Origin of the sequence: Rhizobium sp. P32RR-XVIII (genome assembly GCF_012641395.1) — a bacterium.
Classification (GTDB): Bacteria; Pseudomonadota; Alphaproteobacteria; order Rhizobiales; family Rhizobiaceae; genus Rhizobium.
Map to the genome: position 1 here is coordinate 1 of NZ_JABAIH010000032.1, position 20,862 is coordinate 20,862.

Here is a 20,862-nt window from a genome sequence, read left to right on the forward strand (position 1 = left end):
GCCACCAGCTGATGTAGGCGTCGTCGGTCGGCGAGAGCAAGCTGCGTATAGCATCGGGACATGCCAAAATCTCCAAAGTGAAGCCATTGAAATCATTGGCATGTCGCACTTGGAAATAGAATGTACCTCTGAAATTGCAGCAATCGCATAATCTATCTTATGGAACTTGCAGTCGCGAACGCACAATAGAAACGGCTAATGACTACCGTTGAGACGAAAACGTGTTCATCAGATCCGCGACCTGTCGGGCACTTAGGATCTTGTGAGGTCTGTTTTGTATGACATGCATCAGTTCGCGGTTTCCTCCAGTTCCTCTGCCGCAAAGAACGCACTTCGAAGATCGGCGCCTGCAACCACCGGGCCGTCGTTTGAGAGCAGCACTGCGCTAGCCGTGCCCTTTAGGCCTCGGATCAAATCACCCATGGCAGGATCGCCGGGCCTGACATAAGGCAACAATTTCACCTTACCGACCCGCATTACAACCTAAGGAGTGATTGGTGCGATGCAGTCGTCCGGATCAACGTCCGAAAGGCAGGATATAGAGGTTGCATAGGTTGAATGTAGATGCACAACCGCTCCGGTATGCGCGCGCGTCTCATAGAAGGCTCGATGCCGAAACACCTCCTTCGATGGTTTATCGCCAGAGAGGTGGTTCCCGTTGGCATCGAGCTTGGCGATCCTGCCAGGATCGAGAAAGCCGAGGCATGAATTAGTTGGCGTAATGAGGATGCCGTCGGCGACGGCGACGCTGATATTGCTGGCTGATCCGACCGAATAGCCGTGCTCGAAGAGCGACCTCGACAGCATCACGAGATCCTCCCGGATCGTTGCTTCGTTCATGGCTGAGCTCCATCCGGCCGCTTTCCTTCCATGATGGCAAGTGCACGCTCGAAGAAGTCACGCTGGCCGAAATTGCCGGACTATTGTGCCAGCCCCAACGATTTGGTGCCAGTGACAACAGGCACTCCGGGGGCAATTTCCGGGCCAATCGTCAACACATTTAGTTGCAGGGCAGAGACAACCGCACCTGAGGTCTCGCCGCCTGCTACCACGAGGCGCTTCACGCCCTTGTCCACGAGGTCGCGCGATCGTTGCGAAGAAGCCGTCCAGCCTTGCGGCGATCGACGACGCCCTTTACACCTAGCGCCTTGGCGAGAGCCTCGCCGGACCGATATTGCCTTGCGGCGTCGAATCGAAGGTCGAGCAGTATTTGAAAACGATCTGTTGGCACCCTTGCGCCTTCAGCCATGCCAAGGCTTTCAAAGATTCGGCGACGGCCTCCTCGGCCGGCACCGATCGAGTCTTCAGGGCGACAACGCCAGCCTCACATCCGGTGGGTGCCGCACCCTGAGGAACGCCCAGGAACTGCGTCGTCGACAGGCCCGGCGCGTCGCCATGGCCTTTGGCGAGCGTATTGGCAATGTCGCTCGCACCGGTGAAGTCGTCAGCAATAACACCCAGAAGCATCAGTTTCTCCTATAGATCCCGCCCGGTCAGGCCTTCCCAAGTTCGTCTCGCTGGTAGATCTCAACGATTTCCTCGAAACTCTGATCGGCGACGAAGCCGAGCTCGAGCGCCGAGCGAGCGTCGAAGGCTTTCGGCCAAGTGCTGACGATCGCATGGATGGCGGGGTCCGGCTGCTCGCGGATCAGCTTAACGGCGTCATCGCCACCCACCTTCCTCAACGCCTCGATCTCGTCGGCGACAGTGGCTGATACACCCGGCATCGTCAGGCTGCGGACCGTCAGCTTATCTGACGCGACTTCGGCGGCTCGCACGAGATACCCGATGGCTGCCCTTGGCGAGGCGAACCAGTGGCGTATGTCGAGGGAGACAGGCAGGATAGCCTCCTCCCCGTTCAACGGCTCGCGAATGATGCCGGAATAGAAGCTCGATGCAGCCTTGTTAGGGCGGCCGGGCCGCACGCAGATGGTTGGCAGCCGGATGCTGATGCCGTCGATGATGCCGCGCCTACTGTAGTCTGCGACAAGCAGCTCGCCGATGGCTTTCTGGGCGCCGTAACTCGATAGCGGCCGCAGGACGAAGTCATCGGGGATTACATCCGGCAGCGGCGCTCCGAAGACGGCCAGCGACGAGGTGAAGACAAAACGAGGCCTGTATCCACTACCGACGGCGCGGATCGCCTCAAGAAGGGCTTGGGTACCATCGAGATTGACGCGATAACCCTTTGCGAGATCGGCCTCGGCTTCGCCGGAGACCACCGCCGCCAGGTGAAAGATCACATCGGGCCACAGCGCGACAATCTTCGCCGCCTCCCCTTCCGCGGAAAAGTCCGAGGACAGCAGTTCAATCTCGTAATCTCCGATCGGCGCCGAGGGTGTGACGATATCGTGCAGGACGAAGCCCGTGATCGGCTCACCCGCCAACGTCCTCTCGGCCGCCAGCCGATCCACCAGCTTACGGCCAAGCATTCCCGCGGCACCCAAAATAGCTATGCGCATCTCTATCATCCCTGATTGCTGAAGAAAAAAGTTGCGCCTCTTAGACCAGCGCTTCAATCCGATCGATCCATGACAAGCCGGCAACCGTATCGCCGCGCGGTTTGTATTCCAGTCCAATCAAGCCGCCGTAGCCGATGTGATCGAGCGTCCTGAGTATATGCCTCACACTGACCTCACCCTCGTCGGGCTCCACTCGCTCCGGGACCGACGCCAACTGCACATGCCCGATGACCGGCGCATGTCGTTCAAGCCGTTTGGTAAGGTCGCCCTCCATGATCTGGACGTGGTAAACGTCGAACAGCATCTTGACGTTCGGCATGTCGATCTCAGCGATCAAAGCCGCCACCTCATCCGACCTGCTCACTAGGTAACCCGGCTTGTCTCGGTTATTGAGCGGTTCGAGGATTAGCGTGACGCCTAGCGAAGCTGCCTTGGCCGCTGCTTTCTTCAGATTCTTCACATAGGTGGCTCGTGCGGCTGCAAGCGACCCCTCATCAACAACGCCTGCCATAACATGAATGACCTGCGCCCCGACTGCCACGGCATAGGTTAGAGCCTCCTGGAAATCCCGTTCGAAATCCGTCTCGCGGCCCGGAAGGGCAGCCATGCCCCACTCACCGGCCGCAACGTCGCCCGGCGCTGTGTTGAGACCGGACATTGTGACGTCTGCCGCCCGCAGACGTGCGAGCAGCGCCTTAATCGGGGTATCATAGGGAAAATGGCACTCGACGAACTTGAATCCTGCCGCAGCCGCGGCATCGATTCGATCCAAGAACGGCAGGTCTGGAAACATGAACGCGATATTGGCGCTCAACCGCTCGCGAAACGAAATTGTCGTCATCGCTCACGTCCCTGTGCGAAGTGCAGGCTGCGCAGCACGAGCCCGGTTCGCCTCGATGTCACTGATCAGATTCATCGGTTCCGAGCGGAATAGACGGGCATGCATCTGCTTGAGGTTGGGAGAGATACTGGGTTCGAACGCCATATGAGCCAAGATATCACGCTCAATGTCGATACCTGGAGCAACTTCAATCAGTTGCAACCTGCCCTCGACGACGTTGAAGACGGCTCGCTCAGTGACAAAAAGCGCTGTACGGCCCTGCTCTCTGGCAAAGTCGGCGTTGTAGCATATCTGCTCGATATTGTTGACAAATTTCTTGTGACGCCCTTCCTGGGCGATCGCCAACGTACCGTCGCCGGTTTTGAGCTCCAGGCCACCGGAGGTGAAGGTGCCGCTGAACACCATGTGTTTGGCATTCTGACTGATGTTGATAAAGCCCCCAACGCCGACGATCTTGGAGCCGAAACGGCTGATGTTTACGTTGCCGCGCGGATCGACCTCGGCGAAGGAAAGAAAGGCGATATCGAGACCGCCCCCGTCGTAGAAGTCGAACTGATAAGGCTGATCGATGATGGCGTCGTAGTTCTGCGACGCTCCCGAGTCCGGTCCAGTGAGCGGCGCGCCGCCGATAAAGCCCTGTTCGTTGGTCAGGATGATGTTGTCCAACACCGCCTCCTCCGAAGCAACGGCGGAAATTCCTGTCGAAATGCCAGCACCGAGATTACAGATGGCACCGGGAACAATCTCCATTGCAGCACGGCGCGCAACGATCTTTCGGTGGTCGAATGGCAGGCGACGAAGCGCATGCAGCGGAACACGCAATTCCCCGGCATAGGACGGGCTGTACTCCGTCGCATAGGTCTGCTTCTGGGCGGGATCGACGACCACGTAGTCCACAAGGATGCCGGGGATCTTCACTGTTTTCGCCGGCAATGTGCCGCGTTTGGCCATACGCTTGACCTGCACCACGACAATACCGCCACTGCGGCGCGCAGCCTGCGCAGTGGACAGCATCTCCCCGAAGATAGCCTCATGCTCCATGCTAATGTTACCATCCTCGTCCGCCGTGGAACCGCGCAGGAAGACGATGTCGAGCGGGAACGGCTTAAAGCGGAGATACTCCTCGCCATCGATTGTCATTAGTTCGACGAGATCTTCCTTGGCGCTTGGGCTCTGACGCCCGCCCGCCTGGCGGGGATCGATGAAAGTATGTAGCCCCGTCTTGGTGATCAGCCCTGGCCGACCGGCAGCCATGTCGCGCATCAACTGCGATAGCACGCCCTGAGGCAGCGTGTAGGATTCAATTTTGTCGGCCGCGGCGAGGTCGATCAGCACGGGCGAGTCAATGAGAGCGCTGGTGATCGAGCGCTTAAGCATGCCTGCATGCGCAAATCTTGCCGCCCCCTTGGCAGCACGATCCCCGAGGCCGACGACATGGATAAGCGTCAGTGCCTTTGGGCTACCTTCCTGCAAGTGGCGGGCCTCAATGGCCTCCAGCACCAACTCCGGAATGGCGTGACCGCCTCCAGACCCACTGACCAGGACATTGTCGCCATCGCGAACGAGTTGCGCCGCTTCTTCGGCCGTAATGAGTTTCATGACACGTTCCAAATCTTTTTGAGAAGCATTCTTAAGCCACGCCATTGACCGGCGAGCTAATCAGTTGTAACCGGATACATAGTCGGTCGCCCGCACCGTTGTCAAGGCGCGCGGTGATCTTCCAGCCAACCCGATTAGACACAAGCGGAGGATCGAATATGTCACTGTCAGGACTGGATTTTGTTGAACTAGGTCAGGTATTTACGTTCGCAAAAACGGTTGGTGAAACCGACATCGTACTTTTCGCTGGTATCACCGGCGATTTCAGCGATACGCATGTAAACGAGCAATACATGCAGGAGAAATCGTCTATCGGCAAACGTATTGCGCATGGCGCGTTGACGGTCGGATACATGTCGACTGTCTCGACGATCAGCATCGCTCATATCATTCACAAGGAAGGACTTAGCGATTTCCCCGTTTCAGCTGGCTACGATCGGGTGCGCTTCCTCAAGCCGGTCATTCTCGGCGACACGATCACCGCGCGTTATACCATCGCCTCGATCGACAAGGAGCGCGGACGAAGCGTCGCCAAAGTTGAGGTGTTCAACCAGCACAATGAGCTTGTCGCGGTGAGCGAGCACATTATGCGCTGGGCCAAGAAACTGTCTTCAGCCAAGGATGCCGCGTGATGGCACTCGCGGGCTCAGCGGTTCTTGCCATCTGGAATGGCATCAAGCCGGAGGCGGAAGACGAATTCGTCACATGGCACGTTCGGGAGCATATTCCCGAGCGTGTCGGCCTCCCGGGCTTCCTGCGCGGCCGCCGCTATGTGGCGCTCGACGGGAATCCGAAATATTTCAACTTCTATGAGACAGAGAGCGTCGCCGACCTCTCCTCCCCTGCCTATCTTGCGCGCCTCGATGCACCTACCCCCTGGACCAAATCGGTTGTGGCGCATTTCACAGACACTTCGCGGACCATTTGCGCGGTTGCGCTCAGCCGCGGCCGGGGCGACGGAGCGGCGTTGATGACGCTTCAGTTGTCGACATCACACTCAGCGGCAGTCTTCACGCAGGCTATGCAAGCGATCATCGTGGATGCTCTTGATCGCCCTGGCGTCGTTGGAGCGCATCTTCTGCAGGGCGATCCCAAGGCCAGCAACCAGCAGACGGCAGAAAAGAAGCTCCGCGATAAGGCTGACGAGATCGCCTCGTGGATCCTGCTCATTGAGGCTGTTGGCCCCGAAGCCTTCGACCGCCTGCAGGCCGACCTTGATCTGCCGAACCGCCTTGGCGCGTCCGGGTGCGATGAACCGCACCGCAAGGGAACGTACCTGCTGCAATATGCGCTTTCCAACAACCAACTCTAGACACAGTTCGAACTTCAGAAAGTGAGGAAGAGAATATGAAATTCGTCCGTTTCGGCCAAGCGGGGCAGGAAAAGCCCGGCATCATCGACAATGACGGCAAGGTCCGCGACCTTTCGAGTATAGTGCAGGACATCACCGGCGCAGTGCTCGCTGGAAGCTTGCAGCAGGCGCTTAAGGGTGTAGAACTCGCTTCCCTGCCGCTTGTCGCTGATGGCGTTCGCCTCGGTCCCTGCGTCGCAGAAGTTGGGAATTTCATCGCCGTCGGCCTCAATTACGCTGATCATGCGACAGAAACCGACGCGACCATCCCTAGAGAGCCGATCCTTTTCAATAAGGCGCGTTCCTGCATTGTCGGCCCTTATGACGACGTGGTGCTGCCGCCAGACTCAGTGAAATCCGACTGGGAGGTGGAAATTGCCTTCGTCATCTCCAAGAAAGCTTCCTATCTCACGGAAGCAGAAGCCCTAGACTACGTCGGCGGCTACTTTATTTGCAACGACGTCTCCGAACGAGAGTACCAGTTGGAGCGCGAGGGCCAGTGGGTGAAGGGCAAGTGCTGCCCGACGTTCGGTCCGATCGGGCCTTGGCTGGTCACGCCAGATGAAGTGGGCGACCCGCAAAAATTGTCACTTTGGCTGGAGGTCAATGGCGAACGTTTGCAGAATTCATCGACCAGCAATATGATCTTCTCGATCCGCACCCTGGTTTCCTACATCAGCCAGTACATGATCCTTGAGCCGGGCGATATTGTCACAACCGGAACGCCGCCCGGCGTGGGTCTGGGTATGAAGCCGACACGCTTCCTCAAGCGCGGCGACACGATGCGCCTTGGCGTCGAAAAACTTGGCGTCCAAGAACAGAAAGTTGTGTAAGCGGTTGCATCACAGAGTTGCCGGGGAGGGTTGCATGTCATACTATCCCCGGCAAGTCATATGCAGTTCAGGCAGTTCTAGATGACACCAATTTCCGCCCGCAAAAGGACGGCAAAGACCAGTACTCGCCCTCAGGTCAAATCCGAGCCAGTAAAGAGCAGCTCTGCAGTCGGGCTGCGCGACGTCGCTCGCGCCGCAGGCGTCTCAACGGCGACCGTATCGCGCGCCATCAACAAACCCGAAGTCGTCTCTGAAGAGCTTCGCCTACGAATATCCGCCGTCATCGAACATTTGGGTTGGGTTCCAGACGCTGCGGCCCGCGCCCTTTCAACAAGGCGCTCCGGTGCTGTGGGAGCAGTCTTCCCGACTCTCAGTCACGGTGACTTTGCGAGGACTGCCAATATCCTACAAAGCGAATTGCTGATGGAGGACTATACGCTCCTCCTCGCCTGTTCGGAATATGATCCTGACCTGGAGCTGCGGCAAGTCAAGAAGTTCGTCGAACGCGGGGTCGATGGAATCGTCCTGGTTGGCAACGAACACCATCCTGATCTGCAGAAATTTCTTGATCGGCAGAAGGTGCCTTCGATCAATACCTTCGTCTATAGCAAGGAGACGCATGGCCGTTCGATCGGCCCCGACAACCGCCGAGCGCTATTCGATTTAACCAACTACTTGATCGGGCTCGGCCATCGCCGCTTTGGCGTCATTTGGCAGTCAGTGACCAACAATGACCGCGCCGCCGAGCGGCTGGCCGGAGTCGGTGACGCCTTGGCGGCGCACGGTTTGACGGCCTGGCCCTATCAGATCGCCAAAGAACTCGCGAGCATATCGGAAGCACGTTCGCTTTTCCGTCGCGTGATGAATGCGTCGCCTGCGCCGACGGCGGTGATTTGCGGTAACGCCTTCCACGCGGTCGGCGCAGAGCTCGAGGCGCTCGCCATGGGCCTCTCCATCCCCGACGACATTTCGATCGCCGGCTATGACGATATCGAAATCATGTCGGAACTACCGGTTCCGATCACGACGATTCGTGTGCCGAGTGACAAGATCGGTCGCCGCGCTGCCCGCTATATCATCGGCCAGATTCTTAGCCGGGACCAAGACATGCAGTTCGAATGCCCACCCGAAATGGTCCTGCGAGAGTCAACCGCGGCACCTAAGCGATAGGTCTGTAACCGCTTACGGCCTAGCGTTGGCCCACTAAACGCGATGGATCTGCAGGCCGCCTGCAATATCGACTGCGGTGCCAGTCGCGTAGGGAAAGCTGCCGAGCGCCAGTGCCGTGATCGCGCCGGCCACGTCGTCGACCTCGCCCCATCGACCCGCCGGAATCCCACCTTCAACGATGAGCCGATCGTATCTTTCAGACGCTGCTGCCGTCATGGGCGTGCGGATGACCCCTGGCCGGACTTCATGCGTCATGATGCCGTCACCGGCAAGCCTGGCTGCAAATAGCTTCGACATCATGGCGACCGCTGATTTCGACATGCAGTAGTCGGCCCGGGTTTCACCCACCACGTGGCTATTGATCGACCCAACAAAGATGATCGAGCGATAGTTTTCAGTGGCGTCTGCCTGCAGCATATGCCGCGCAAAGGTTTGTGTTAGAAAGAAAGTTGCCCTTACATTCACTCCCATCACCCGGTCGAAACTCAATGGTGTAAGTTCCATCAAGTCGCCGCGCACCAGTGAAGTTACGCCGGCGCAGTTGACTAGGCAGACGGGATTGCGGACCCGCCGCACCAGCGCCTCGTGCTCAGAAATATCGGTTATGTCGGCGCGAACATAAGAGATGTGTTCGGGAAGAAAGGCGCTATCTTCCACGCTGGCGACGGTGACCTCAAAACCACGTTCGGCAAGTGCGATGGCAGTCGCGTAGCCGATGCCGCTTCCCCCTCCGGTCACAAGCGCTCCGCCCCGCGCTTTAGCCGATGTAAACCTGTAACCAGATGACATTGCTTTAACCTTTGATGTGATTTGCGCACGTTAGCCAGACCATGCGCGACGGTTGAACACCGATAAAGAGACGCTCGCCTGGCTAGTTTCGAACCCAAAAGTAATAGTTTTTGCGGTATTTTGACGATTTCCCGGGCGCTGCCTTGATCAGGACTTGACATAAAACGACAGCAATGTAAACGGATACATCATGCCAAAAAATAATTGGCATCGGTCGCTCAGCCGAAGGTGGCTGCCGCGGCGACCTGGAGGAGATTCGGCTGAATGTCTGATTCGCAATGCGCTCTAATACACACGGTCGATGGGGCCACACGGCTGCTGGCCATCGTCGGGGATCCGATCGCGCAGGTGAAGTCGCCCCTATTCTACAATGCGCGCCTCGCTGCGGCTGGTGTGAATGCAGTCCTTGTGCCTTGGCATGCGCGGGAAAAGGACTTCGAGTCCGTCATGCGCGGTCTTCTTGCGACAGCCAATATCGACGGAATTGTCATCACCTATCCATTCAAGCAGCGAGCGATGGCCTTCGCGTCGCAGCTGGAGCCGATGGCGGAGCGCGTTGGCGCAATCAACGCGATGCGTCGCGAGAAGGATGGCAGCTGGACCGGCGGCATGTTCGACGGGCTTGGCCTGCTCCAGGCCGTACGTGGCCTCGGCAGGTCGACGTCAGGCGCGAGGATCAAGCTGCTGGGCGCCGGCGGAGCTGGTAGTGCGATCGCCCATGCCTTGGCCGATAGCGGCGCTGCATCGATTTCCGTACACGACGCGGCCGGGGAAAAGGCCGCCTCTCTCGTTTCGACACTTGCGAAGATGTATCCGAATTGCCGTATCGATGCCTCCGGTCCGTGCCTGGGCGACATTGACGTCCTTATCAATGCGACACCCATCGGGCTTTCGCCGGACGACGGCTTGCCCGTCCCTATGGCGGACTTGAAGGGGGACGTGGCGGTCATCGATATCGTGCCGCGTACGTCCACGCCGCTTTTGCGTTTCGCGGAAGAACTCGGTTGCGCCCATATCGGCGGGGCAGCAATGGTCGAGGGGCAATCGGATATTGTCCTCGGCTTTTTCAACAAGATTGCATGGAACGGCAATGCCGATCGGCCAAAGGCAGCTGATCGCCATACAGCCGAAGGAGGTCTCTAATGAATGGAAATGGTTTGGCTTTGAAGATGCCCGGGTGGCTGGGTTCAGCTTTTCTCTCGGCCCTCGTCTTCGTTGGCCTGATCGTACTTTGGTGGCTTGCGGTTGTCGTTTTTGAGATCCCGGCCTACCTTCTTCCCCCGCCGCAGGCGGTTATCCCCGAGCTGATTGAACAGCGTCAGAGCCTTTGGACTCATTCGCTGGTAACCATCCAAGAGATCATTTTCGGCTTCGCGCTGTCTGTGGTGACGGCTATTCCACTCGGCCTGTTGATCGCGCTCTCGCCGACCGCCAAGCGAACGCTCTATCCGTTGCTTGTCTTCATTCAGCTTGTGCCAAAGATCGCCATAGCGCCCCTTTTCGTCGTCTGGATCGGCTTTGGCCCTACGTCGAAGGTGATGCTTACCCTGCTTCTCACCTTCTTTCCGCTGCTACTTGCTAGCATTGCCGGCTTCCAGATCCTGGACCAGCGCTTCCTCTATCTGACCAAGTCGATGGGTGCGACGACTTGGCAGACCTTCCGCTACCTACGCTTCCCGTCCGCCCTTCCGGTCATTTTCGGCGGCCTGAAGACCTCGGCAACAATCGCTGCGACCGCGGCAATTGTGGCAGAGTTCGTCGGCGCCAACCGGGGCCTTGGCTTTCTCTTGCTACAAGCAACAGGCGTCATGGATACAAAGCTAGTCTTCGCGATCCTCTTCGTCATGACGATCATCGGCCTCGGTCTGAACAGCCTCGTCGAGGTCGTCGAATATTTCATGACGCCGTGGCGTCGCAATCGCAGCCGCGATTGATACATCTTCAAAACCAAGGAGGAGAATACAGTGAATAGGCATACCATATTCGGCAAGCTCAGCCCCCTCAAACACGCAGCAGCGGCGGCGATGATTTCGCTTGTCGCCAGTCCGCTCGCGGCCGCGGAGCTGACTCCGCTTACCTTTTGGCTGAACTATCCCGCTGCCGGCTTCAATGCCGGGTTCGAACTCGCGGTCAAGAACGGATACTACAAGGATGCTGGTCTTGACGTGAAAATCGAGCCGGGCAACGGTTCGCAAATTACGGCTCAGCTTATCGCTGGCGGGAAAGGCGAAATAGGTTTTGCCGACGCCGCGCCGGTGATGAAGCTTGTCTCTGAAGGCGCCAAGATCAAGGTTCTTGCCACGATCCTTCAGGGCAATCCGAACCAGGTAACCGCGCTCAAGGAAAAGGGTATCAATTCCGTTAAGGATCTAAAAGGCCATTCGGTTGCCATCCCGAACGGCGGTTCGCAAGCTGCGATGTTCCCGCTCGTTCTTGCAGCCAACGGCCTGAGCTACAGCGATGTCAAACAGGTGAACATGCCGAAGGAATCCATGGTCGCCGCCCTCCTTCAAGGGCAAGTCGATGCCATTCTTGGATCGATCGACTTCTTCGCCATCCAGCTGAAGGATCTCGGTGCGGAGACGACCGACTTTCCCTTTATCGATAACGGCGCACCGACCGTCTCGACCTCTATTATCGCCTCCGAATCCTTCCTGGAGGAACATCCTGATCAGGCCAAGGCCTTCGTTGCCGCGAGCTTGAAGGGCTGGTATGCCGCGGTTGACGATCCGAAGGCTGCAGTGACGGCCATGAAGGAAATGTTCCCGGACGCATCGGAAGAACAGGCTCCCGCTCAGTTGGAGGCCACTAAGTATCTGATGTGCGTCAATCGTGCAAAGGTCGTCGGGAAGGCCACGCCGGAACAATGGTCCGATACAGTCAAAATCTTGAATGAGATCAAAATGCTCCCCCCAAACATTGAGGCGGCAAGCTACTATACCTATGACTACCTGCCGCCCGAAACCGATCTCCGCTCTTGCCCGCTGAAGTGATCCCTATGAAGCAGTCCGTTATGCCATCCTATTCTACGTCCGCCCCCGGCTCAGACTTGAGCGGAGTCCGAATTGAGATCGACAACGTCAATAAAGTCTTCGGAGGCTTTGAAGCGTTGCGGCCGACCACCATCGACATCCAGCCAGGCGAGTTCGTCTCCGTCGTCGGGCCTAGCGGATGTGGCAAGAGTACGCTGATGCTAATGGTTGCCGGCCTTCTCGATCCAACCAGCGGCCGGATAAAGGTCGGCGGAAAGCCACTCTCTGGTGCCCTTACCGACGTCGGGATTGCCTTTCAGGACCATCTGCTGCTGGAATTCAGGACAGCGATGGATAACGTGCTGCTTCAAGGGGTTATTCGAGGTCTACCACTCGATCCGATCCGCAAGCGAGCGGAAGAGCTATTCGAACGGCTGAGCCTGACGAAAGCGGCCAACCGCTACCCCAGCCAGCTTTCCGGCGGGATGCGTCAGCGCGTTTCGCTAGCCCGAGCATTGGTGCTCAAGCCATCGGTGCTGCTGATGGATGAGCCTTTCGGGGCCTTGGACGCGCTCACGCGCGTTCAGGTTCGGCATGACTTGGAGCAGCTCTGGATTGCGGAGCGGCCAACGGTCCTCTTCATTACCCATAGTGTCGAAGAGGCCGTCGGACTTGGGGATAGAGTTCTCGTGATGGCACCCTCGCCTGGACAAGTTGTGGACGAAATCAAGATTGATCTGCCGCGTCCGCGTCCGGTCGCTCTTGGCGAAGAGCCGGAGCTCGCCGAGTATTCGCGACGGATCTACGACCATTTCGCGCGCCTGGGCGTTATTCACCGCTAGCAATATAGATCCACTGGTGGTCGCTCGGTAGCTTCGACGACCAGTGGATTTTACTTCAGTTTCCTCGGGGGCCCGGATTTCGAGGGCAGTTTTCGCATTGGGATTGAGCCACACCGCACGCTCACAGGCGATGGCCACCGCCTGACGAGCATCTGGTGAACGGCCAAACAGCCCGCACGATGGCATAGGCGTCGAGGCTGACAATCTTGGCCAAAAGAGGAGCAATTCGGTGGATCTGGGCGGCGCCCTTGCCGCCTCCGACCACAACGGTGCCGCCGTTCGGCGGTGGGCAGATGCTTCCGGATGCCCGTGAGCGGATCGGCGGCCGAAGACATGGCTGCTAGCAGCTTCCGATCAGTCACCCCCGCGATCCAAAACATCACCGACAACCAGGCTATAAGCCGGCCGCGTTGTCGACGCGGTCGAGCGCTTGTCGCGCGTGCCGGCGATCAGATTGCGCAACGGGATCGGCCACCGGGCTCGCGGCGATTAGGCGCTGGGTATAGAAATGCTTCGGCTCGTCAAACAGCGTCGCCGCCGCCCCCTGCTCGACCACCTTGCCGCCCTGCATGACCAGCACGCTATCTGCAAAGCTGCGGACCAGATTGAGGTCGTGGCAGATGAATAGCAATGCCACATTCAATCGATCGCGAAGGTCGCGCAGCAGCGTGATGACCTGCGCCTGAACTGTAAGGTCCAGCGCGGAAACCGCCTCGTCACAGACTATGATTTCGGACGACATCGCCAGCGCTCTGGCAATCGCAATGCGCTGTCTTTGTCCGCCTGAGAACTCACCGGGAAATTTGTCGAGAGCTTTCACGTCAAGGCCGACACTTTCCAGCAGCGCTCCCGCTCTTTCGCGCCAATGTTGGCGTGGGAGGACATCCTTCTGGATGGTCCAGGGTTCGGCGATGATGTCCATCACCTTCATTCGGGGATTGAGCGAGCTATAGGGATCTTGGAAAACCGCCTGTACGGCCCGCTGATAGCGACGGATGCCATCTTTATCGAGCTGGGTGATATCGGCGCCATGGAATTTGATCTCGCCTGAAGAAGGCGACATCAAGCGCAGGATTGACCTGGCAAGTGTCGATTTTCCGGAGCCCGACTCGCCGACAATGCACATGATCTCCCCTTTGTGCAGTGTCAGGCTCATATCGTGGACGACCTTCACGTCGCCGTACTGAAGCGAAACGTTGGACACCTCCAGTATCTTTTCGGCTGGGCTCCGGGGTGGACCAGGCGCCATTTCACCGGCCGCGATCAAGTCGCGGGTATATTGCTGTCTCGGATTCAGCAAGACATCCCGAATGGCGCCGGTTTCCACCATTTCGCCTCTGCGCATGACAAGCACACGATCCGCGACGTCGGCGGCAACGCCGAGGTCGTGAGTGATCATCAGGATCGACGTGCCGGTTTCCCTTTGAATATCGCGGAGCAGGTCAAGGATCTGCGCCTGCACGGTCACGTCGAGGGCGGTGGTCGGTTCATCGGCGATAAGCAGCGCTGGTTTCATCGCCATGCTCATGGCGATCATGATGCGCTGCCGCTGACCGCCCGAGAATTCGTGCGGGTACTGCCTTTGGCGTTTTTCGGGGTTAGAGATGCCGACGCGTCCCAGTAGTTCGATCGCCAGCCGGTCCGCCTCGGTCCGGCTGCTGCCATGAATGCGGCAGACTTCCGCAATCTGCCAGCCAACCGGAAAGACAGGGTTCAGGTGGACGAGAGGATCCTGGAACACGACGGAGATGTCCCGACCAGCTGCGGCCCGGCGCTCTGCCCGTGGCATTTTCAGGAGGCTCTTTCCGCGGAAGTGGATGTCTCCGGACCTCATGATGGCCGGCGGCATGTCGAGCAGCCCCAAGATTGCCGAAGCGGTCACGCTTTTGCCGGAACCGCTCTCGCCGATGATCGCGAGCGTCTCTCCCTTTTCAATCGAAAAGGAAATATCTTTCACTGCGTGGAATAGCCCGTCGACGGTCTGAAAATCGACGGACAGATGATCGACTTCAAGAAGGGGCGTGTTCATGCTGTCACCTCACGGGGCGTCAACCGGACACGCAGTGTCGGGTCATTTGCTATGCGGAACCAGTTGCCGACAATGGTGGCCGAAACGGCCATGGAGGCAATTGCGAGGCCGGGCCAAAGCGACACCCACCAGGCGGTTTTCAGATAGGGCTGGCCTTCGGCGACGAGCAAACCCCAGGTCGCGTCCGGTGGCTGCACCCCGATACCAAGGAAAGAAAGCGCCGATTCCGCCAGCATGATCACGGCGAATTCAAGCGCGGCGATGGCGAGTACGGTCGGCATGACCAAAGGCACGATATGCCGCCTCAGAACATGGATGTCGCCTGCGCCCATGGTGCGGGCTGCAGCCACGAACCACCGCTCCCGAAGTTCCAGCGACTCGCCACGAACGGTCCGCGCGAACACGGCAAGCCTGGTGATCGTGAGGATCAAAATGACATTGCCGATATGCGCTCCGAGAACAAAGAGGACGACCATCGCCAGCAACAGCGATGGGATACTGAGGAGGACGTCGATCCCCCTCATCAAGGCGGCGCTCAAGAGGTTCTCTCGCAAGCCGGCAATCAACCCGATGAAGGTTCCCGTCACCATTGCCATCAATACGGCCGCCGCCGCGATCATGATCGTCGTCCTGGCAGCAAGAACCAATCGGACGATCATCGGCCGCCCGAGCGCATCGGCGCCGAGGAAGTAGACCCACGATCGATTAAGGTGGAACGGTGCCGCGTGCCGTGCCGTTAGCTGCATCCGGTTTAAGGATGGATCGACGAACGCCGGCCCGATGATTGCGATGACAACAAGAACCAGCAGATATACGAGCGCCACGCAAGCCACGCGGTCTTGTTTCAGCAATAGCCAATAGTTTCGCATGGTGTCCCTCAAGTCAGCCTGACGCGGGGGTCAAGCCGCATGTAAAGGATGTCGATGATCGTATTCATCAGATAGACCGCGACGGCGGCAACGATGATGCAGGTGATCGTGAGTTCGAAATCGCGGTTTCGCACCGAGTCGATCATCAGATTGCCGATGCCAGGGAAGCCGAAGATCGTTTCGACGACAACAGCTCCGTTGATGAGGCCTGTTGCCTGGATGCCGGCCACGGTTATGAGCGGCAGAAGTGCGTTTCTAAGTGCATGGACAAAGATGATGCGCGGTCCGGATGCACCCTTCGATATCGCCGTCTTCACGTAGGGAGCATTCAGGCAGCTTATCATGCTGGACCGAACCACCTGTGACAACAGTCCGACAGGACCGAGGACAAGAACGGCCACAGGCAGGATCCAGTATTTTGCGCTGCCCATGCCCGACGTTGGAAGCCATTCGAGTTTCATCGAAAAGACGAGAATCGCGACGATCGAGACCCAGAAGGGCGGAGTGGAAGCGGTCACGATCGTCAGGATGCTGACGAGCCGGTCAAAAAGCGAATTTGGCCAATAGGCCGCGAGCGAACCCAGGATCGCTGCCAAGCAAATTGCTATCGACATCGCAAAAGCCGCCAGCTTCAGCGTCACCGGAAATGCCTCCAGAACGACGTCGAGCGCAGGCCGGGCCTTGAAGACGGAGTTGCCAAAGTCGCCATGCGCGAGGTTCGAGATGTATCTCGAGAACTGGATGAGAACCGGATCGTTGAAACCATGCTCCTGCCGGAAGGCCGCACGCTGCGCCTCTGAGGCCGACAAGGGCAGGTAGAGGTCGGTCGGATCTCCAGTCAGTCGCGTCAGGAAGAAAACGACCGTGAGAAGAACAAAAAGTGCGGCGACGCTTTGAGCGAAGCGCTTGACGACATAGCGCAACATACGCGAACCCTTCGGAATCTGTTGGGGCGGCGGCATCGCCGTCGCCCCAGATAATCTCACTTGAACGTGATGGTAGCCACGTCAAGACGCCCTCGAGAGGTTGGCTTGAAGTTCAGCCGTGGGGAGACGCGAGCGTCAGCGACCTGATGGAAGAGCATGATGTCATAGGCCTGGTCGTGGATGCGTGCGAATGCCGCCTGGTAAAGCTCCGACCGCTTCGGGTTGTCGGCTGCAGAGCCCTGGTCGATCAGCTTGTCGAGTTCGGGATCGTGTGTCTTCGACGTTCCGCCCGTGGAGTGGTACTTGTTCAGAAGCGTGATACCGGCGTCGCCCGTATTATTATCATGGATGTCCATGAGAAGATGGGGCGCAGTGCTGTCGTTGAAGGGCTTGAAATAGAAGCCGTTATATTCGTTTGCTTCGAGGAGCTGTGGCTTCGTATTGAACCCGACGGCGTTCAGCATCTCGGAGATCGCTTGCATACCTTCGGCGCCGGCCGGCACGTTGGGTCGGGCGATCACAAGGATCTCCTTGTCGACCGGGACGCCGTCGGCCTTTGCCTCAGCGATGAGCTTCATCGCTTTATCGGGATCATAGGGGAAAGGCTTGATCGTGTCGTTGTAGCCATTGATGGTCGGCATCACGTAGTTTTTCGCCAAGACCCAGCGTGGGCTGTAAATCGAGCCGATCATGGCCTGACGGTCAAGCGCCAGGTTCATCGCTTCACGAACACGAAGGTCGTTCATCGGCGGCTTGTCGACATCGATGCGCAACCGCATGGTTTCAGAATTCAGATAAGAAAAGTCGGTTTTCGGATTATCAGCGTCTTGCGGGGCGATTTCGGGGGCAATATCCGCTTCGCCACTCGCCACCATGGCGGCTCGAACGAGGGACTCCTTTCGGAAAAGGTAGGTCACGGCCTCTACCTCGGGTTTGGCGCCCCAGTATTTGTCATTGCGCTTAAGCTCGATGCCCTCACCCGGCTTCCAGCTGGCGAAGCTATAGGGGCCCGTGCCGACAGGCGCACGGGTAAAATCGTCAAACGGCGTGTTGGGCGAGACCATCGGAAGCGTGGCCAGCATGACTGGAAGGAGCGGCGCGGGATGGTCCGTCTTCAGGTCAACAGTTAAATCGTCGACGACATCAAACGTGAACTTCATTCCCTCGAAGTGATAGCTGCGGGTCGCGCAGTTCAGTTTCGGGTTCAGCACGCGCTGGAATGACTTGACGAACGTTTCGGCATTGAAGGCGGGACCATCCTGGAAAGAAACGCCCGGACGCAGCTTTAGACGCCACTGGCTGTCACCGGTCCGGGTCCATTCCGTGACCAGTCCCGGCTGGACCTGACCGGTCGCAGCGTCGATCTTGGTGCCTGTCTCGACGAGGTTGTTTCGGATCACGAACCCGATCGTACTGCGTGTCGTGTTGCAAGGATCGAGTGTGTCCGGTTCCGCGTCAAGCACGATGCGAATGTTCTTGTTGGGCTGCTGTGCCGCAACGGCGCCGGCCCCGACTGTCAATGCAACCGCAGTCGCGGCCGCAAATCCTATTGCTTGAAAAGCTTTCATTTTTTCCTCCCTAATCTCATGCAGATCAGCGATCTGCGATCACGCTATGGCTGACTTCGGTCGGTTTTTTGCATCACAGACAAATTCACCAACGAAGTTCGACCGCTTGTTTGTTTTTGCTCACCGCCACCTTGCGTTCGAATCGCGCGCGCAATTGAAGCAACCCACTCTCAGTTGGGCTGCTATGCCACCTATTGGTCTACAATGAAGCCGTCATGGTGGGGCCGCACAAGGATGGGGCGATCGACCTTAGGTGAGGACGCGAGCGCCCTCTCGCGGAGCTCGATCCCGAGACCTGGCCCTTGCGGTATCGAAAGGAAACCATCCTGTGGTGTTGGCAGCCCTTCGAATAAAGCGGCAGCTGGCAGATCGGTGTTTCCGTGGATGCCGGTCGAGGATGACGGGTACTCCTGGATCGCGACGTTCGGGACATTCGCATCGAGCTGCAGCTCGGCCGCTAGGTTAAGCGGCGACAGCGGATTGTGCGGGATGATGTCCATGTCATTGGCTTCGGCGAGCGCAGCAATCTTCTTGGCGCCGGTGATGCCGCCGCAGAGGCCGATGGACGGCCGAAGGAATTGGACGCCTCTTCTTGCTACCAGCGTCTGGAACATCTGCAAGCTGAAGTAGCGCTCACCGGTTGCGATCGGTACAGGGATATGATCGGCAACCCACGCCATGGCATCCTGGCTGCTCGGCTTGAGCGGATCCTCGAAGAACATGGGACGATAGGGCTCGATCTCGCGGGCGAATGTGATCGCCTCGGCGACCGTCAATCGTCTGTGCAATTCGATGCAGAGGTCGACATCAGGCCCGAGTGCTTCTCGGAGCGAAGCGATGACCGCAACCGCGTCGTCTATCTTGCGGGCGTGGGGCTTGAAATAGCGGTTATAGTCCTCGTCGAGGAAGGGGTTGAGGTGGCCGAGTGCCGTAAAGCCCTGAGATTTACGGAGCAGTGCCTCGGAAATCATCTCCTTCGGTGTCTTCGCCTTGACGTGGCCATACAGACGGATCTTGTCCCTTACGGAGCCGCCCAGCAGGTCCGAGATCGGAACACCGAGAGACTTGCCCTTGATATCCCACAGAGCGATGTCGATGGCGGAGATGGCGCCCATGATTGCGGCGCCGGTGAAATGACTTGCACGCTGCAGGGCGTTCCAGTGGTGCTCGATCTGCCGGGCATCGCGGCCAACCAAATACTCGCCGCACTTCACGATCGCGGCGGCGCTGGCCTCGAGATGTCCCCACGCGCCGGATTCTCCTATGCCGGTCGTCCCGTCTTCAGTGGTGATCTGAACAAAAAGGTACTTGTCTACAAAGCTCGGTACAACTGACTTAATTTTCATGGCCCACCAACTTTCTGTTGGACCATTTTTCGGGTGGCTCGCCCCGACTTTCAATTCGTAGTTCCCTAAACCACCCTTTCCAGATTTTGAACGGTCGGGCCGAGGCGAACAGCCTTCCTGGAGCGACGAAAAAGAGGCAGCGATCAGAACGCAGCCTTACCGTTTTTCGAAGCCAGAATAACATCTTTGAACGACCGAGCTGCGCTCGTCATCAGGTCTTCGCGGTACCAGATTTTTATCTGGCGATCCGCCCAATCCTCTTCGATTGGGAGGCAGACGGTTCCAAGCTTCTTGGCGTACGGTTTGGCCATGAGCTCTGACATAATGCCAATTCCCAAATTTGCGGCGATCATGCTTCGCATCACGTCAAATGACTGCACGGCCCGATACCTCAAGGTTTGTCGCCGTTCGGCGGCCTGCTGAACCAGGAATGCGCACAATGCGCTCTGCGGTCCCAGAGTCACATGGTCGAATTGCAGCATCTCTTCGAAATTGGCTCGACGCTGTCTGGCCAATGGGTGGTCAGCGGGGACCATCGCGACGAGCTTTACGTCCTGGAAAGAATCCGAGGACATACCGATTGGCGCGTCAAACACCGAGATCGTGAGACCGAGGTCTGCCCGTCCGCTTTCGATCTCGGGAACAATCGACCAGCCGTTCACCTCTTTGAGATCGACGGTGACGTCGCGGTACGTGGCCGAATATCTGGCGACGATGTCTGCGAGGCCACCCACGATTGCAGACTGTGTGGCGATGATGCGGACCTGACCGCGTTTTCCTGCCGCAAACTCCTTCATGGCTTGCGAGGCGATGTTCAGCCGGTGCATCACGGATTGAATGTGGACGGCCAATTCCTCGCCGGCAGGCGTTGCCGTCACCCCGCGAGCATGTCGTTCAAAGAGCGTGACCCCAAAGAGATGTTCCAGGTCCTGAATGCGCTTTGTAACTGCCGGCAAAGCGATGTGGGATTTCTCGGCGGCGCGCGTCAGGCTTCCTTCCTGGTGGGCAATGAGAAACAGCCGAGCAGATTCCAGATCAAGTCCACGCATACAGTCTAAACGGGCCGTAGTCGCCTTTATCTCCATTGTCGGAAGGAAACGAAGAACAGCATAACCAATTTAAGGACGGTGACAACTAAAGACGCCTAGGACAGCCACATTGTTTGGAAAGAACACGCGGCTTCGCTGAATACGACTGTTTTCAGACTGCCTTAGGTCATTGCGTGCAGGCAGATGGCCGTTGATGCGACAGTCTCGAACATTTTA

General features: G+C 58.0%; 19 protein-coding genes and 2 pseudogenes. 8 read left to right on the forward strand and 13 right to left on the reverse strand.

What is annotated here, in order from left to right; all coding sequences use genetic code 11:
- Nucleotides 1-202 precede the first annotated feature (202 nt).
- From HGP14_RS33220 to HGP14_RS33245, 6 genes and pseudogenes are all read right to left on the reverse strand, one after another.
- A pseudogene (locus tag HGP14_RS33220) lies at nucleotides 203-840 on the reverse strand (aldolase).
- A gap of 80 nt (nucleotides 841-920) precedes the next feature.
- Nucleotides 921-1,076 (reverse strand): nucleotide-binding domain containing protein, encoded by a 156-nt coding sequence (locus tag HGP14_RS33225; protein ID WP_312862244.1) that lies wholly within the window; start codon nucleotides 1,074-1,076, stop codon nucleotides 921-923.
- Between the two features lie 88 nt (nucleotides 1,077-1,164).
- Nucleotides 1,165-1,467: pseudogene (locus HGP14_RS33230) on the reverse strand (four-carbon acid sugar kinase family protein); the annotation flags it as partial.
- Nucleotides 1,468-1,493: 26 nt separating this feature from the next.
- A complete protein-coding gene (gene denD / locus HGP14_RS33235) occupies nucleotides 1,494-2,462 on the reverse strand; it encodes a D-erythronate dehydrogenase (RefSeq protein ID WP_168834046.1) in 969 nt (322 codons plus the stop codon).
- A 40-nt stretch (nucleotides 2,463-2,502) separates the two neighbouring features.
- Nucleotides 2,503-3,303, reverse strand: a complete 801-nt coding sequence (locus tag HGP14_RS33240; RefSeq protein WP_168834047.1) for a hydroxypyruvate isomerase family protein — start codon at nucleotides 3,301-3,303, stop codon at nucleotides 2,503-2,505.
- Nucleotides 3,304-3,306: 3 nt separating this feature from the next.
- Nucleotides 3,307-4,947 (reverse strand): acyl CoA:acetate/3-ketoacid CoA transferase, encoded by a 1,641-nt coding sequence (locus HGP14_RS33245; RefSeq protein ID WP_246704738.1) that lies wholly within the window; start codon nucleotides 4,945-4,947, stop codon nucleotides 3,307-3,309.
- A 113-nt stretch (nucleotides 4,948-5,060) separates the two neighbouring features.
- Here HGP14_RS33245 and HGP14_RS33250 point away from each other — a divergent pair, with 113 nt between their 5' ends.
- The 4 genes from HGP14_RS33250 to HGP14_RS33265 all read left to right on the forward strand — a co-directional run bounded on the left by HGP14_RS33250 (nucleotide 5,061) and on the right by HGP14_RS33265 (nucleotide 8,256).
- Nucleotides 5,061-5,534, forward strand: a complete 474-nt coding sequence (locus HGP14_RS33250; RefSeq protein WP_168834048.1) for a MaoC family dehydratase — start codon at nucleotides 5,061-5,063, stop codon at nucleotides 5,532-5,534.
- A complete protein-coding gene (locus tag HGP14_RS33255) occupies nucleotides 5,534-6,214 on the forward strand; it encodes a DUF4286 family protein (RefSeq protein WP_168834049.1) in 681 nt (226 codons plus the stop codon). The genes HGP14_RS33250 and HGP14_RS33255 overlap by 1 nt, the downstream gene beginning before the upstream one ends.
- A 35-nt stretch (nucleotides 6,215-6,249) precedes the next feature.
- Entirely contained in the window at nucleotides 6,250-7,086 is an 837-nt protein-coding gene (locus HGP14_RS33260; protein ID WP_168834050.1) for a fumarylacetoacetate hydrolase family protein, read from the forward strand.
- A gap of 81 nt (nucleotides 7,087-7,167) precedes the next feature.
- Nucleotides 7,168-8,256 carry a LacI family DNA-binding transcriptional regulator gene (locus HGP14_RS33265; RefSeq protein ID WP_168834051.1) on the forward strand — a complete coding sequence of 363 codons (1,089 nt, stop codon included), beginning with the start codon at nucleotides 7,168-7,170 and terminating at the stop codon, nucleotides 8,254-8,256.
- A 33-nt stretch (nucleotides 8,257-8,289) separates the two neighbouring features.
- Here the strand turns inward: HGP14_RS33265 and HGP14_RS33270 are convergent, their stop codons facing one another.
- Entirely contained in the window at nucleotides 8,290-9,045 is a 756-nt protein-coding gene (locus tag HGP14_RS33270) for a 3-ketoacyl-ACP reductase (RefSeq protein WP_168834052.1), read from the reverse strand.
- 264 nt (nucleotides 9,046-9,309) lie between these two features.
- Between HGP14_RS33270 and HGP14_RS33275 the strand changes: the two genes are divergently transcribed.
- The 4 genes from HGP14_RS33275 to HGP14_RS33290 are packed head-to-tail and all read left to right on the forward strand — an operon-like array spanning nucleotide 9,310 to nucleotide 12,859.
- Nucleotides 9,310-10,188: a shikimate dehydrogenase family protein gene (locus HGP14_RS33275; RefSeq protein ID WP_168834053.1), complete on the forward strand. Its 879-nt coding sequence runs from the start codon at nucleotides 9,310-9,312 to the stop codon at nucleotides 10,186-10,188.
- A complete protein-coding gene (locus tag HGP14_RS33280; protein ID WP_168834054.1) occupies nucleotides 10,188-10,979 on the forward strand; it encodes an ABC transporter permease in 792 nt (263 codons plus the stop codon). The genes HGP14_RS33275 and HGP14_RS33280 overlap by 1 nt, the downstream gene beginning before the upstream one ends.
- A gap of 30 nt (nucleotides 10,980-11,009) precedes the next feature.
- On the forward strand, nucleotides 11,010-12,038 hold the full coding sequence (locus HGP14_RS33285; protein ID WP_168834055.1) for an ABC transporter substrate-binding protein: 1,029 nt from the start codon (nucleotides 11,010-11,012) through the stop codon (nucleotides 12,036-12,038).
- Between the two features lie 5 nt (nucleotides 12,039-12,043).
- Nucleotides 12,044-12,859, forward strand: coding sequence for an ABC transporter ATP-binding protein (locus HGP14_RS33290; RefSeq protein ID WP_246704739.1), 816 nt, complete (start codon nucleotides 12,044-12,046; stop codon nucleotides 12,857-12,859).
- 394 nt (nucleotides 12,860-13,253) lie between these two features.
- Here HGP14_RS33290 and HGP14_RS33295 read toward each other — a convergent pair whose 3' ends face one another.
- The 6 genes from HGP14_RS33295 to HGP14_RS33320 form a co-directional block, all read right to left on the reverse strand.
- On the reverse strand, nucleotides 13,254-14,888 hold the full coding sequence (locus tag HGP14_RS33295) for an ABC transporter ATP-binding protein (protein ID WP_168834057.1): 1,635 nt from the start codon (nucleotides 14,886-14,888) through the stop codon (nucleotides 13,254-13,256).
- Nucleotides 14,885-15,757, reverse strand: a complete 873-nt coding sequence (locus HGP14_RS33300; RefSeq protein WP_168834058.1) for an ABC transporter permease — start codon at nucleotides 15,755-15,757, stop codon at nucleotides 14,885-14,887. Before HGP14_RS33300 ends, HGP14_RS33295 begins: the two co-directional genes overlap by 4 nt.
- Before the next feature lie 8 nt (nucleotides 15,758-15,765).
- Nucleotides 15,766-16,683 carry an ABC transporter permease gene (locus HGP14_RS33305; RefSeq protein ID WP_168834069.1) on the reverse strand — a complete coding sequence of 306 codons (918 nt, stop codon included), beginning with the start codon at nucleotides 16,681-16,683 and terminating at the stop codon, nucleotides 15,766-15,768.
- A 56-nt stretch (nucleotides 16,684-16,739) separates the two neighbouring features.
- Nucleotides 16,740-18,251 (reverse strand): ABC transporter substrate-binding protein, encoded by a 1,512-nt coding sequence (locus HGP14_RS33310; protein WP_168834059.1) that lies wholly within the window; start codon nucleotides 18,249-18,251, stop codon nucleotides 16,740-16,742.
- Nucleotides 18,252-18,442: 191 nt separating this feature from the next.
- Nucleotides 18,443-19,597: a mandelate racemase/muconate lactonizing enzyme family protein gene (locus HGP14_RS33315; protein ID WP_168834060.1), complete on the reverse strand. Its 1,155-nt coding sequence runs from the start codon at nucleotides 19,595-19,597 to the stop codon at nucleotides 18,443-18,445.
- A 143-nt stretch (nucleotides 19,598-19,740) separates the two neighbouring features.
- Entirely contained in the window at nucleotides 19,741-20,646 is a 906-nt protein-coding gene (locus HGP14_RS33320; RefSeq protein WP_168834061.1) for a LysR family transcriptional regulator, read from the reverse strand.
- Between the last annotated feature and the right edge of the window lie 216 nt (nucleotides 20,647-20,862).

Bases quoted from the DNA above. Each gene is read 5' to 3' on its own strand.
- denD (WP_168834046.1), bottom strand. From the start codon at position 2,462: ATGCGCATAGCTATTTTGGGTGCCGCGGGAATGCTTGGCCGTAAGCTG.
- HGP14_RS33240 (WP_168834047.1), bottom strand. From the start codon at position 3,303: ATGACGACAATTTCGTTTCGCGAGCGGTTGAGCGCCAATATCGCGTTC.
- HGP14_RS33245 (WP_246704738.1), bottom strand. From the start codon at position 4,947: ATGGCGTGGCTTAAGAATGCTTCTCAAAAAGATTTGGAACGTGTCATG.
- HGP14_RS33250 (WP_168834048.1), top strand. From the start codon at position 5,061: ATGTCACTGTCAGGACTGGATTTTGTTGAACTAGGTCAGGTATTTACG.
- HGP14_RS33255 (WP_168834049.1), top strand. From the start codon at position 5,534: ATGGCACTCGCGGGCTCAGCGGTTCTTGCCATCTGGAATGGCATCAAG.
- HGP14_RS33260 (WP_168834050.1), top strand. From the start codon at position 6,250: ATGAAATTCGTCCGTTTCGGCCAAGCGGGGCAGGAAAAGCCCGGCATC.
- HGP14_RS33265 (WP_168834051.1), top strand. From the start codon at position 7,168: ATGACACCAATTTCCGCCCGCAAAAGGACGGCAAAGACCAGTACTCGC.
- HGP14_RS33270 (WP_168834052.1), bottom strand. From the start codon at position 9,045: ATGTCATCTGGTTACAGGTTTACATCGGCTAAAGCGCGGGGCGGAGCG.
- HGP14_RS33275 (WP_168834053.1), top strand. From the start codon at position 9,310: ATGTCTGATTCGCAATGCGCTCTAATACACACGGTCGATGGGGCCACA.
- HGP14_RS33280 (WP_168834054.1), top strand. From the start codon at position 10,188: ATGAATGGAAATGGTTTGGCTTTGAAGATGCCCGGGTGGCTGGGTTCA.
- HGP14_RS33290 (WP_246704739.1), top strand. From the start codon at position 12,044: ATGAAGCAGTCCGTTATGCCATCCTATTCTACGTCCGCCCCCGGCTCA.
- HGP14_RS33295 (WP_168834057.1), bottom strand. From the start codon at position 14,888: ATGAACACGCCCCTTCTTGAAGTCGATCATCTGTCCGTCGATTTTCAG.
- HGP14_RS33300 (WP_168834058.1), bottom strand. From the start codon at position 15,757: ATGCGAAACTATTGGCTATTGCTGAAACAAGACCGCGTGGCTTGCGTG.
- HGP14_RS33305 (WP_168834069.1), bottom strand. From the start codon at position 16,683: ATGTTGCGCTATGTCGTCAAGCGCTTCGCTCAAAGCGTCGCCGCACTT.
- HGP14_RS33310 (WP_168834059.1), bottom strand. From the start codon at position 18,251: ATGAAAGCTTTTCAAGCAATAGGATTTGCGGCCGCGACTGCGGTTGCA.
- HGP14_RS33315 (WP_168834060.1), bottom strand. From the start codon at position 19,597: ATGAAAATTAAGTCAGTTGTACCGAGCTTTGTAGACAAGTACCTTTTT.
- HGP14_RS33320 (WP_168834061.1), bottom strand. From the start codon at position 20,646: ATGCGTGGACTTGATCTGGAATCTGCTCGGCTGTTTCTCATTGCCCAC.